The 12,468-nt window shown below is 63.1% G+C and carries 15 protein-coding genes; all 15 read left to right on the top strand.

Translation table 11 applies throughout. The features are described from left to right. Nucleotides 1-3 precede the first annotated feature (3 nt). The 15 genes from cysE to hisS all read left to right on the top strand — a co-directional run bounded on the left by cysE (nucleotide 4) and on the right by hisS (nucleotide 12,445). Nucleotides 4-789: a serine O-acetyltransferase gene (gene cysE / locus B4L76_RS08115; RefSeq protein WP_296231724.1), complete on the top strand. Its 786-nt coding sequence runs from the start codon at nucleotides 4-6 to the stop codon at nucleotides 787-789. Nucleotides 790-968: 179 nt separating this feature from the next. Continuing rightward, nucleotides 969-1,460, top strand: a complete 492-nt coding sequence (gene iscR, locus B4L76_RS08110) for a Fe-S cluster assembly transcriptional regulator IscR (protein ID WP_050704358.1) — start codon at nucleotides 969-971, stop codon at nucleotides 1,458-1,460. Between the two features lie 46 nt (nucleotides 1,461-1,506). Continuing rightward, nucleotides 1,507-2,721, top strand: a complete 1,215-nt coding sequence (locus B4L76_RS08105) for an IscS subfamily cysteine desulfurase (protein ID WP_296231723.1) — start codon at nucleotides 1,507-1,509, stop codon at nucleotides 2,719-2,721. Between the two features lie 46 nt (nucleotides 2,722-2,767). Then, a complete protein-coding gene (gene iscU, locus B4L76_RS08100) occupies nucleotides 2,768-3,154 on the top strand; it encodes a Fe-S cluster assembly scaffold IscU (RefSeq protein WP_003248539.1) in 387 nt (128 codons plus the stop codon). 28 nt (nucleotides 3,155-3,182) lie between these two features. Beyond that, entirely contained in the window at nucleotides 3,183-3,506 is a 324-nt protein-coding gene (gene iscA, locus B4L76_RS08095) for an iron-sulfur cluster assembly protein IscA (RefSeq protein WP_170028347.1), read from the top strand. An 8-nt stretch (nucleotides 3,507-3,514) separates the two neighbouring features. Beyond that, nucleotides 3,515-4,036 (top strand): co-chaperone HscB, encoded by a 522-nt coding sequence (hscB, locus tag B4L76_RS08090; RefSeq protein ID WP_296231722.1) that lies wholly within the window; start codon nucleotides 3,515-3,517, stop codon nucleotides 4,034-4,036. Nucleotides 4,037-4,078: 42 nt separating this feature from the next. Continuing rightward, entirely contained in the window at nucleotides 4,079-5,941 is a 1,863-nt protein-coding gene (gene hscA, locus B4L76_RS08085) for a Fe-S protein assembly chaperone HscA (protein ID WP_296231721.1), read from the top strand. Between the two features lie 3 nt (nucleotides 5,942-5,944). Next, nucleotides 5,945-6,286: an ISC system 2Fe-2S type ferredoxin gene (gene fdx, locus B4L76_RS08080; RefSeq protein ID WP_025337773.1), complete on the top strand. Its 342-nt coding sequence runs from the start codon at nucleotides 5,945-5,947 to the stop codon at nucleotides 6,284-6,286. Between the two features lie 10 nt (nucleotides 6,287-6,296). Then, nucleotides 6,297-6,497, top strand: a complete 201-nt coding sequence (gene iscX, locus B4L76_RS08075; protein WP_023382209.1) for a Fe-S cluster assembly protein IscX — start codon at nucleotides 6,297-6,299, stop codon at nucleotides 6,495-6,497. Between the two features lie 89 nt (nucleotides 6,498-6,586). Further along, entirely contained in the window at nucleotides 6,587-7,018 is a 432-nt protein-coding gene (gene ndk, locus B4L76_RS08070; protein WP_023382208.1) for a nucleoside-diphosphate kinase, read from the top strand. A 24-nt stretch (nucleotides 7,019-7,042) separates the two neighbouring features. Then, nucleotides 7,043-8,188 carry a 23S rRNA (adenine(2503)-C(2))-methyltransferase RlmN gene (gene rlmN / locus B4L76_RS08065; RefSeq protein ID WP_289133907.1) on the top strand — a complete coding sequence of 382 codons (1,146 nt, stop codon included), beginning with the start codon at nucleotides 7,043-7,045 and terminating at the stop codon, nucleotides 8,186-8,188. A gap of 13 nt (nucleotides 8,189-8,201) precedes the next feature. Then, a complete protein-coding gene (pilW, locus tag B4L76_RS08060) occupies nucleotides 8,202-8,963 on the top strand; it encodes a type IV pilus biogenesis/stability protein PilW (protein ID WP_296231720.1) in 762 nt (253 codons plus the stop codon). Beyond that, complete coding sequence (locus B4L76_RS08055; RefSeq protein ID WP_296231719.1) at nucleotides 8,960-10,018, top strand: RodZ domain-containing protein; 1,059 nt, start codon at nucleotides 8,960-8,962, stop codon at nucleotides 10,016-10,018. Before pilW ends, B4L76_RS08055 begins: the two co-directional genes overlap by 4 nt. Nucleotides 10,019-10,021: 3 nt before the next feature. Then, nucleotides 10,022-11,131, top strand: a complete 1,110-nt coding sequence (ispG, locus tag B4L76_RS08050; protein ID WP_296231718.1) for a flavodoxin-dependent (E)-4-hydroxy-3-methylbut-2-enyl-diphosphate synthase — start codon at nucleotides 10,022-10,024, stop codon at nucleotides 11,129-11,131. Nucleotides 11,132-11,155: 24 nt separating this feature from the next. Beyond that, entirely contained in the window at nucleotides 11,156-12,445 is a 1,290-nt protein-coding gene (gene hisS / locus B4L76_RS08045; RefSeq protein ID WP_296231717.1) for a histidine--tRNA ligase, read from the top strand. Nucleotides 12,446-12,468: the final 23 nt, after the last annotated feature.

The raw sequence follows: 12,468 nt of genomic DNA, 5'->3' as shown, positions 1-12,468 counted from the left end.
CAGATGTTCGAACGCCTGCGTGAAGATATTCAAAGCGTATTCCACCGTGACCCGGCTGCGCGCAACGCCTTCGAGGTACTGACCTGCTACCCCGGCATGCACGCCATCTGGCTGCACCGCCTGGGCCATGCCCTGTGGAAGCGTGATTTCAAATGGCTGGCGCGCCTGGTGTCGAATTTCGGGCGTTGGCTGACCGGCATCGAGATTCATCCCGGCGCCACCATCGGCCGACGCTTCTTCATTGACCACGGCATGGGCATCGTCATTGGTGAAACCGCCGAGATCGGCGATGATGTCACCTTGTATCAGGGGGTGACTTTGGGCGGCACAAGCTGGAACAAGGGCAAGCGCCACCCCACCCTGGAAAACGGCGTGGTCGTAGGGGCGGGGGCCAAGGTGCTGGGCCCGTTCACCGTCGGCGCCGGGGCCAAGATCGGCTCCAATGCAGTGGTGACCAAGGCGGTGCCGGCGGGCGCCACGGCGGTGGGTATCCCGGGGCGGATCATCGTCAAGAGCGAAGACACTGAAGTGGAGGCCAAGCGCAAGGCCATGGCCGAGAAAATCGGTTTCGATGCCTACGGTGTCAGCGGCGACATGCCCGATCCGGTGGCCCGTGCTATCGGCCAGATGCTCGATCACCTGCAAGCGGTCGACGAGCGGCTTGAGGGGATGTGCGGGGCCCTGACCAAGATGGGCAGCGACTATTGCGCCAAGGAGCTGCCCGCGCTGCCGGAAGATGACTTCAAGGATGTCGCTCAGGTGGCCCAGCGCGACACTCAGACGCATTGATTGCGCCGTGTCCGCGGTGCAATGACATACGGGGCGTGTGCTGGCGCCCCTGGTCTGCTACACTCGCGCCCGCCTCCCAGATGCAAACCCGACTAAAGCAGTAGGTCTAATAGTTGACTTAAATGCTCGGGAATCGCATACTCGCACACATCCCGAAACTCCCGTGGTACCCAATAGCCATGCGACTGACTACCAAAGGCCGATACGCCGTGACCGCCATGCTCGACCTGGCGTTGCACGCGCAGCATGGGCCGGTGTCTTTGGCCGATATTTCCGAGCGCCAGGGCATTTCCCTTTCTTATCTGGAACAGCTGTTCGCCAAGCTGCGCCGCAGCAGCTTGGTTTCCAGCGTGCGCGGTCCAGGCGGTGGCTACCAGCTGTCGCGGGGCATGGAAACCATCCAGGTAGCCCAGGTCATCGATGCGGTCAACGAATCGGTCGATGCCACGCGCTGCCAGGGCCTCGGGGACTGCCATGCCGGTGATACCTGCCTGACCCACCACCTGTGGTGCGACCTCAGCCAGCAGATCCATGAATTCCTCAGCGGCATCAGCCTGGCCGACCTCGTCATGCGCCGCGAGGTGCAGGAAGTCGCCCAGCGCCAGGACCTGCGTCGTGTCGCAGGCCGAGTCGCCCAGCTGGACAAGATTGAGACGTCCGCCGTCGATTGATCCCGCTGGGACGACGAGCGACGCCACCGCCTGATAGGAGAGACAAATGAAGTTGCCGATCTACCTCGATTACTCCGCGACCACTCCGGTCGATCCACGCGTGGCCCAGAAAATGGCCGAGTGCCTGCTGGTCGACGGAAACTTCGGTAACCCGGCTTCCCGCTCCCACGTCTTCGGCTGGAAGGCCGAGGAAGCGGTCGAAAACGGCCGCCGTCAGGTTGCCGAACTGATCAATGCCGATCCGCGCGAAATCGTCTGGACCAGCGGTGCCACCGAGTCCGACAACCTCGCGCTGAAAGGAGTCGCGCACTTCTATCAGACCAAGGGCAAGCACATCATCACCTCCAAGATCGAGCACAAGGCAGTCCTGGACACCGCCCGCCAGCTGGAGCGTGAAGGTTTCGAAGTCACCTACCTGGAGCCGGGCGAAGACGGCATCGTCACCCCGGCCATGGTAGAGGCAGCGCTGCGTGACGACACCATCCTGGTCTCGCTGATGCACGTGAACAACGAAGTCGGCTCGATCAACGATATCGCCGCCATCGGCGAACTGACCCGCTCGCGTGGCGTTCTGTTCCACGTCGACGCCGCCCAGTCGGCCGGCAAGGTCGAAATCGACCTGCAAAAGCTGAAAGTCGACCTGATGTCGTTCTCGGCGCACAAGGTCTACGGTCCCAAGGGTATTGGCGCGCTGTACGTCAGCCGCAAGCCGCGGGTACGCCTGGAAGCCATCATTCACGGCGGTGGCCATGAGCGGGGCATGCGTTCGGGCACCCTGCCGACCCACCAGATCGTCGGCATGGGCGAAGCCTTCGCCATCGCCAAGCAGGAAATGGCCGCGGAAAACGTACGCATCAAGGCCCTGAGCGAGCGCTTCTTCAAGCAGGTTTCCAACCTTGAAGAGCTGTACGTCAACGGCAGCCAGACCGCCCGCGTGCCGCATAACCTGAACCTGAGCTTCAACTACGTCGAAGGCGAATCGCTGCTGATGTCGCTGAAGGACATCGCCGTATCGTCCGGTTCGGCGTGCACCTCCGCGTCGCTCGAACCGTCCTACGTATTGCGCGCCCTGGGCCGCAACGACGAGCTGGCGCACAGCTCGATCCGCTTCTCCTTCGGCCGTTTCACCACTGAAGAAGAAGTCGACTACGCCGCGCAGAAAGTCTGCGAGGCAGTGAACAAACTGCGTGAGCTGTCGCCGCTGTGGGACATGTACAAAGACGGCGTTGACATCTCCAAGATCGAGTGGGCCGCCCACTAAGCAGTCGCCGGCAAGAGCGGCTCCCTGATGAGGAAGGAATTGCACCATGGCATACAGTGAAAAGGTCATCGACCACTACGAAAACCCGCGCAACGTCGGCAAGATGAATGCCGAAGACCCGGACGTTGGCACCGGCATGGTCGGCGCCCCGGCCTGCGGTGACGTGATGCGCCTGCAGATCAAGGTCAACGAGCAGGGCGTGATCGAAGACGCCAAGTTCAAGACCTACGGCTGCGGTTCGGCCATCGCTTCCAGCTCCCTCGCCACCGAGTGGATGAAGGGCAAGACCCTGGACGAAGCCGAAACCATCAAGAACACCCAGCTGGCCGAAGAACTGGCGTTGCCGCCGGTCAAGATCCACTGCTCGGTACTCGCCGAAGATGCCATCAAGGCAGCGGTACGCGATTACAAGCAGAAGAAAGGCTTGATCTAAGTCGCCTGTTGCGAGGTAAGGAGTCCAGATGGCTATCAGCATGACAGAAGCCGCCGCCAACCACGTGCGGCGTTCCCTGGAAGGGCGCGGCAAGGGTGAAGGCATTCGCCTGGGCGTGCGCACCACCGGTTGCTCGGGCCTGGCCTACGTGCTGGAGTTCGTCGACGAACTGGCGGAGGAAGACCAGGTGTTCGAGAACCATGGCGTCAAGGTGATCATCGATCCCAAGAGCCTGGTCTACCTCGACGGCACCGAGCTGGACTTCGTCAAGGAAGGGTTGAACGAAGGCTTCAAGTTCAACAACCCCAACGTGCGCGGTGAGTGTGGCTGCGGCGAAAGCTTCAACGTTTGAGGCTGGCTGTGGGTACTCCTTGTCATTTCGCATTGTTTGACCTCCAGCCAGGCTTCCGTCTGGATCTCGAAAAGCTGGCCACTCGCTATCGCGAGCTGGCCCGTGAGGTCCATCCCGACCGCTTTGCCGATGCCTCCGAGCGTGAGCAACGCGTAGCGCTGGAAAAGTCCGCAGCCCTTAACGACGCCTACCAGACCCTGCGCAGTGCGCCGCGTCGCGCCCGCTACCTGCTGGCCATCAGCGGTCACGAAGTGCCACAGGAAGTCACGGTCCACGACCCGGACTTCCTGTTGCAGCAGATGCAGTGGCGCGAGGAGCTCGAAGAGCTGCAGGACGAAGCCGACCTTGACGGTGTAGCTGTGTTCAAGAAGCGCCTGAAGGTCGCCCAGGACACGCTGAACGAGGACTTTGCCGCCTGTTGGGACGCCCCGGGCGAGCGCGACAAGGCCGAGCGCCTGATGCGCCGCATGCAGTTCCTCGACAAGCTCGCCCAAGAAGTGCGCCAACTGGAAGAGCGCCTCGACGACTAACCCGGTGCTGCCCGTGATGGCACCTAAGGTATTCAGATAAGCATGGCCCTACTGCAGATTGCCGAACCCGGTCAAAGCCCTCAACCGCATCAGCGCCGCCTGGCGGTGGGGATCGACCTGGGTACCACCAACTCCCTGGTCGCCGCACTGCGCAGCGGCCGTAGCGAGCCCCTGCCCGATGCGCAGGGCAACGTCATTCTGCCGTCCGCGGTGCGCTACCTCGACGGGCGCAACGAGGTGGGGCAGGCTGCGCGTGACGCCGCTTCCCTCGACCCATTGAATACCGTGCTGTCGGTCAAGCGTCTGATGGGGCGTGGCCTGGCCGACGTCAAGCAATTGGGCGAGCAGCTGCCGTACCGCTTCGTCGGCGGTGAATCGCACATGCCGTTCATCGATACCGTGCAGGGGCCGAAGAGCCCGGTTGAAGTGTCCGCCGATATTCTCAAGGTGCTGCGCGAGCGTGCCGAAGCCACTCTGGGCGGCGAGCTGGTCGGGGCGGTGATCACTGTGCCTGCCTATTTCGACGACGCCCAGCGCCAGGCCACCAAGGACGCTGCGCGCCTGGCCGGCCTGAACGTGCTGCGCCTGCTCAACGAGCCGACCGCAGCCGCCGTGGCCTATGGCTTGGACCAGAATGCCGAAGGCGTGGTGGCCATCTATGACCTGGGGGGCGGCACCTTCGATATCTCCATCCTGCGCCTGACCGCCGGCGTGTTCGAAGTACTGGCCACCGGTGGCGACACCGCCCTGGGTGGTGACGACTTCGACCACGCGATTGCCGGCTGGATCATCGAGCAGGCCGGCCTGTCGTCCGACCTAGACCCGGCCACCCAGCGCGCACTGCTGCAAACCGCCTGTGCCGCCAAGGAAGCCCTGACCGACGCCGACGTGGTCAGCGTCAGCCATGGCGCCTGGCAGGGCGAACTCAGCCGTGCCGGTTTCGAAGCCATGATCGAACCGCTGGTTGCCCGCAGCCTCAAGGCCTGCCGCCGCGCCGTGCGTGACAGCGGCATCGAGCTGGAAGAAGTCAGCGCCGTGGTCATGGTCGGTGGCTCGACCCGCGTGCCGCGTGTGCGCGAAGCTGTGGGCGGCTTGTTCGGGCGCACCCCGCTGACCTCGATCGATCCTGACCAGGTGGTGGCCATCGGTGCCGCGATCCAGGCCGATACCCTGGCCGGGAACCGCCGCGAGGGTGGCGAGTTGCTGCTGCTCGATGTTATCCCGCTGTCGCTTGGCCTCGAGACCATGGGCGGGCTGATGGAGAAGGTGATCCCGCGCAACACCACCATTCCGGTGGCGCGTGCCCAGGAGTTCACCACCTACAAGGACGGCCAGACGGCCATGATGATCCACGTGCTGCAAGGTGAGCGCGAGCTGATCAGCGACTGCCGCTCGCTGGCGCGTTTCGAACTGCGCGGCATTCCGGCCATGGTCGCCGGTGCGGCAAAGATCCGCGTCACCTTCCAGGTCGATGCCGACGGCCTGCTCAGTGTCGCTGCCCGCGAGCTGGGTTCGGGCGTGGAAGCCAGCATCCAGGTCAAACCGTCCTACGGCCTGACCGACGGCGAAATTGCCCGGATGCTCAAGGACTCCTTCGAACACGCAGGTTCGGACAAGCAAGCCCGCCAGTTGCGCGAGCACCAGGTGGATGGCGAACGCCTGCTCGAAGCGGTACAGGGCGCCCTGGACGCCGATGGCGAACGCCTGCTCAGCAGTGACGAGCGCGAAGCCATCGAATTCCAGATGCAAGAACTACGTGATTTGCTGGCCGGCACCGATGGCGCAGCCATCGAGCAACAGACCAAGCGTCTGTCGCAGGTGACCGACGCATTTGCCGCCCGTCGCCTTGATTCGACGGTCAAAGCCGCACTGGCCGGGCGCAACCTGAATGAGATCGAGGAGTAACCGATGCCGCTGGTGACATTCCTGCCGCACGAGAAGTTCTGCCCAGAAGGGCTGACTGTGGAGGTCGAGCCCGGGACCAACATCCTGGAGCTGGCCCACGACCATCACATCGAGATGGAAAGCGCCTGCGGCGGCGTCAAGGCCTGCACCACATGCCACTGCATCGTGCGCAAGGGCTTCGACTCGCTGGAAGAGGCCGACGAGCTGGAAGAGGACATGCTGGACAAGGCCTGGGGCCTGGAGGCGCAATCGCGCCTCGGCTGCCAGGTGGTCGTCGCTGACCAGGACCTGGTCATCGAGATCCCCAAATATTCGCTCAACCACGCCGCCGAAGCGCCGCACTGAGGTTTGTTCCATGAGCCTGAAATGGATTGATGTACTTGAGATCGCCATCCAGCTTGCAGAAAGCAAGCCGGACGTCGATCCTCGTTATGTGAATTTCGTCGATTTGCACCGCTGGGTGCTGGCCTTGCCAGAATTCAGCGACGATCCGTCACGCGGCGGTGAGAAAGTGCTCGAGGCCATCCAGGCGGCCTGGATCGAAGAAGCCGACTGAACGCGTCCTGCAGGTTAGGCAATCCCCTGGAACCCGCGTATAATTCGCGGGTTTAATTTTTCGCAACACTCATTTTTCTGGAGTTTTCCATGGCTGTTCAACGTACTTTCTCCATCATCAAGCCTGACGCTGTCGCCAAGAACGTCATCGGCGAGATCACCACTCGTTTCGAGAAAGCCGGCCTGCGCGTCGTCGCTTCGAAAATGAAGCAGCTGTCCAAGGCCGAAGCCGAAGGCTTCTACGCCGAGCACAAAGAGCGCGGCTTCTTCGCTGACCTGGTTGCCTTCATGACTTCCGGCCCGGTCATCGTCCAGGTTCTGGAAGGTGAAAACGCCGTTCTGGCCAACCGCGAGCTGATGGGCGCCACCAACCCGAAAGAAGCTGCTGCCGGCACCATCCGTGCTGACTTCGCCGTTTCCATCGACGAGAACGCCGTTCACGGTTCTGACTCGGAAGCTTCGGCTGCCCGCGAAATCGCTTACTTCTTCTCCGCTACCGAGCTGTGCGACCGCATTCGCTAAGCGAAGCAGGTCTTGGGTGATTCCATGAGTGACATGACTGGCAAGATCAACCTGTTGGGCCTGACCCTGCAGGAAATGGAAAAATTCTTCGAGTCGATCGGAGAGAAGCGTTTTCGTGCCGGTCAGGTCATGAAATGGATTCACCACTATGGCGTCGACGATTTCGCCGCCATGACCAATGTCGGCAAGGCCTTGCGCGAAAAGCTCGAGGCCGTTGCCGAGATTCGGGGCCCGGAAGTGGTCAGTGAAGACATTTCCGCCGACGGTACCCGCAAGTGGGTGGTGCGCGTTGCTTCCGGCAGCTGCGTCGAAACCGTCTACATCCCCACCGACGACCGCGGCACCCTGTGTGTCTCGTCGCAAGCCGGCTGCGCCCTGGACTGCAGCTTCTGCTCCACCGGCAAGCAAGGCTTCAACAGCAACCTCACCGCCGCCGAAGTGATCGGCCAGGTATGGCTTGCCAACAAATCCTTCGGGACCGTTCCGGCCAAGATCGACCGCGCCATTACCAACGTGGTCATGATGGGCATGGGCGAACCCCTGCTGAATTTCGACAATGTCATCGCCGCCATGAAGATCATGATGGAAGATCTGGGCTATGGCATTTCCAAGCGTCGCGTCACCCTCTCGACTTCGGGCGTCGTGCCGATGATCGACGAGCTGGCCAAGCACATCGATGTGTCGCTGGCCCTGTCGCTGCACGCGCCGAACGACGAACTGCGCAACAAGCTGGTACCGATCAACAAGAAGTACCCGCTGAAGATGCTGCTGGAATCGTGCATGGGCTATATGTCCACCCTGGGCGGCAAGCGCGTGCTGACCATCGAGTACACTTTGCTCAAGGACGTCAACGACCAGCCCGAGCATGCAGCGCAAATGATCGAACTGCTGCGCGACGTGCCGTGCAAGATCAACCTGATCCCGTTCAACCCGTTCCCGCATTCGGGCTACGAGCGGCCAAGCAACAACGCCATTCGCCGATTCCAGGATCTGTTGCACCATGGCGGCTTCAATGTCACTACCCGTACTACCCGTGGTGACGACATCGATGCTGCCTGCGGCCAGCTGGTTGGCCAGGTCAACGACCGCACCCGCCGCAGCGAACGCTACATCGCTGTGCGCCAGCTGTCTGCGGATGCCGACCTGCCAGACAGTGCTGCGCAGCACTGACCGGACCTTGCCCATGAGCCTGCGCGCCGCGCTGTCGATCCTTGCGCTTTCGCTGCTGGCCGGCTGCGTGTCAGGCGGCGCGGGCGATCCGCTGGCCAGCCGCCAGGGCAGGGCGGAGGCGGGGCGGGCTTATGTGCAGCTAGGCCTGGGTTATTTGCAACAAGGTTTGACCGAGCAGGCCAAGGCGCCGCTGGGCAAGGCCTTGGCCCTGGACGAGGATGATGCCGATGCGCACGCCGCCCTGGCCCTGGTACTGCAGGCCGAGGGCGAGCCGGAAACGGCCGAAGGCCATTACCGCAGGGCACTGCAGCTGCGCAGCGGCGACACGCGAATTCGCAACAATTACGGCAGTTTCCTTTATGCTCAGGGACGATTCGCCGAGGCTGAGCAGATGTTTCGCCTGGCCAGCGCCGATACCCTGTATCCTGAGCGTTCACGGGTTTACGAGAACCTGGGCCTGACTGCCCTCAAGCTCGAACGCCGCGACCAGGCGCACGCCTATTTGCTGAAAGCTTTGCAACTCAACCAGCGGCAACCGAAAGCGTTGCTGGAAATGGCTGAGTTGTCCTACGAAAACAGGCATTATGTGCCGGCCCGGGACTACTACGATCGTTTCAGCCAACTGAGCGAACACGATGCCCGTAGCCTGCTGCTGGGCAGCCGCCTTGCCAGGGTGTTCGACGAGCAGGGCAAACTGGCCGAGCTGGGCCAGCAATTACAACGACTTTATCCCGGTACGCCGGAATATCAGCAATACCTGTCGGAGCAACGATGAAAGCCGCGCATCCCGAAGTAGCCGTAGCGCCTGGCCAGAACCCCGGTGAGCTTTTGCGTCAGGCCCGTGAGAACCGGGACTGGTCACAAGCCGAGGTGGCCCGCAAGCTCAACCTCACTGTCAGCTCGTTGAACCACGTGGAAACCGGCGCCTTCGACAAGCTGCCCGGGCATACTTTCGCCCGTGGCTACATCCGCGCCTATGCCAAGCTGATGGACCTGGACCAGGCCGCCCTGGTGGATGCCTTCGACCGCTACACCGGCACCCACGCCAAAGGCAGCGACGTGCACTCGCTGGGCCGTATCGAAGAGCCCGTGCGTCTGTCGCACAACATCCTGCGTGGCGTCAGTCTGCTGCTGCTGGTGGCGGTGGTCGGTGGTGGTTTCGTCTGGTGGCAGGACCAGGGCAGCCTGCGTGGCAAGGACCTGGCCAAGATCGCACTGGAACACGTCGAAGTCGAAAGCGCCGACGGTACCACCCAGATTCACCCGCTCGATGAGCCAGAAGACCAGGCCGTTTCGGCCGGCCAGCAGCCCGAAACCGCGCCGCTGCCGCTGGAGCAAGGCGCCGCCGGGCAGCCCGATGCCGTCGCCGAACAGGCTCCGGCAAACTCGGCATCAGCCGCTGCCACAGCACCCACCGCGGCGCCCGCGCAGCAGGCTCCAGTGCAGGCAGCAGCCAGCGCACCGGTAGTCACGCCTGCGCCGGTAGCACCGGTCGCTGTGCCCCCGGCGGCTGCACCGGTCGCTCCTGCGCCGGCCGTAGCCGCCGCCGAGCCAGCCTCGCCAGCCGTGCCCGCCGAAGTGCCGGCCGGCAGCGCCAAGGTGGCCATCCAGTTCAGCGCCGATTGCTGGACCCAGGTCAGCGACGGTAATGGCAAGGTGCTGTTCAGCGCCATCAAGCGCAAGGGGGACAACCTCGAGCTGACCGGCAAGCCGCCGTTCGCGGTACGCCTGGGCTTTGCCCGTGGCGCCCAGGTCAGCTACAACGGCCAGGCCGTCGATGTTGCCCCGTTCACCAGTGGCGAAACCGCTCGCCTGAAGTTGGGACAGTAAGTCATGCACGGCGAATCTCCGATCAAACGTCGCGAATCCCGCAAAATCTGGGTCGGCAATGTGCCGGTGGGTGGTGATGCGCCTATCGCGGTGCAGAGCATGACCAATACCGACACCAACGATGTGGCCGCCACCGTGGCGCAGATCCAGCGCCTGGTCGATGCCGGCGTGGACATCGTGCGGGTCTCGGTGCCGGACATGGACGCCGCCGAGGCGTTCGGCCGCATCAAGCAGCAAGTCAGCGTGCCGCTGGTTGCCGATATTCACTTCGACTACAAGATCGCCCTGCGTGTAGCCGAACTGGGCGTCGACTGCCTGCGTATCAACCCAGGCAACATCGGCCGTGAAGACCGCGTGCGCGCAGTGGTCGATGCCGCCCGCGACCGTGGCATCCCGATCCGTATCGGCGTCAACGCCGGCTCCCTGGAGAAGGACCTGCAGAAGAAGTATGGCGAACCGACCCCGGCGGCGCTGGTCGAGTCGGCGCTGCGCCATGTCGAGCACCTCGACCGCCTGGATTTCCAGGACTTCAAGGTCAGCGTCAAGGCTTCCGACGTGTTCATGGCCGTCGAAGCCTACCGTCTGCTGGCCAGGCAGATCGTGCAGCCGCTGCACCTGGGCATCACCGAGGCCGGCGGCCTGCGCTCGGGGACGGTGAAATCCGCTGTCGGCCTCGGTATGCTGCTGGCCGAAGGCATTGGCGATACCATCCGTATCTCGTTGGCGGCCGACCCGGTCGAAGAAGTGAAGGTTGGCTACGACATCCTCAAGTCGCTGCACCTGCGTTCGCGTGGCATCAACTTCATCGCCTGCCCGAGCTGCTCGCGGCAGAACTTCGATGTGGTCAAGACCATGAACGAGCTGGAAGGGCGCCTGGAAGACCTGCTGGTACCGCTGGACGTAGCGGTCATCGGTTGCGTGGTCAATGGCCCGGGCGAGGCCAAGGAGTCCCATGTCGGGCTGACCGGCGGTACGCCGAACCTGGTCTATATCGACGGCAAGCCGGCGCAGAAGCTGACCAACGACAACCTGGTCGACGAGCTGGAGAAGCTCATCCGCCAGAAAGCGGCCGAGAAGGCCGAAGCCGACGCGGCGCTGATCGTCCGTGGCTGACACCCGAATTCGTAAGGACTTTTCGTGAGCAAATCGCTGCAAGCCATCCGTGGCATGAACGACATCCTGCCTGAACAGTCGCCGCTGTGGCGCTACTTCGAAGGCACCGTGGCCGGCCTGCTGGATACCTACGGGTATAGCCAGATCCGCACGCCGATCGTCGAGTTCACCGAGCTGTTCAAGCGCTCGATCGGCGAAGTGACCGACATCGTCGAAAAAGAGATGTACACCTTCGAGGACCGCAACGGCGACTCGCTGACCCTGCGTCCGGAAGGCACGGCCGCCTGCGTGCGTGCCGTGCTCGAGCATGGCATCACTGGCAACGGCCAGGTCCAGAAGCTGTGGTACATCGGCCAGATGTTCCGCCACGAGCGCCCGCAGAAAGGCCGCTACCGCCAGTTCCACCAGATTGGCGTGGAAGTGTTCAACCTGGACGGCCCGGACATCGATGCCGAGCTGATCATGCTGACCTGGCGTCTGTGGGGCCTGCTGGGCATCCAGGACGCGGTCAAGCTGGAACTCAACAGCCTGGGCACCAGCGAAGCCCGTGCGCGCTACCGGGATGCGCTGGTCGAGTTCCTCTCGGCACGCTTGGAGCAGCTGGATGAAGACAGCCAGCGCCGGCTGAAGAGCAACCCACTGCGCATCCTCGACAGCAAGGACCAGAACACCCAGGCGGTGCTGGTCGGTGCGCCGAAGCTGGAAGACTACCTCGACGAAGAATCGCGCGTGCACTTCGAGGGCCTCAAGGCCCGCCTGGACGCTGCCGGTATCCCGTTCGTGATCAATACCAAGCTGGTGCGCGGGCTGGACTACTACAGCAAGACCGTGTTCGAGTGGGTTACCGACAAGCTCGGCGCCCAGGGCACGGTCTGCGCCGGTGGCCGCTACGACGGCCTGGTCGAGCAGATGGGCGGCAAGCCGACTCCGGGCGTCGGTTTCGCCATGGGTATCGAGCGCCTGATCCTGCTGCTGGAAACCCTGGGCAAGGTGCCCGAGTCCATCAGCCGACAGATCGACGTCTACCTGTGCGCCTTCGGCGAACAGGCCGAACTGGCTGGCCTGCGCTTGTCCGAGGGCCTGCGTGACCGCATGCCGGGCCTGCGCCTGGCGGTCAACGCCGGTGGTGGCAGCTTCAAGAGCCAGTTCAAGAAAGCCGACAAGAGCGGCGCGCTGTTCGCGCTGATCCTCGGTGATGACGAACTGGCCAAGCAAGAGATCGGCTTCAAGCCCCTGCGTGGTCAGGGCGAACAACAGAACATTGCCTGGGATGCTCTGGCTGAGCACCTGGAAACCGCGATCGCGCAGGCGTAACGCGGTTCAACAAGCGAATAGGC

It is taken from the genome of Pseudomonas sp. UBA4617 (assembly GCF_002386445.1).
Lineage (GTDB): Bacteria > Pseudomonadota > Gammaproteobacteria > Pseudomonadales > Pseudomonadaceae > Aquipseudomonas.
This window is presented reverse-complemented; position numbering and strand designations above follow the sequence as displayed.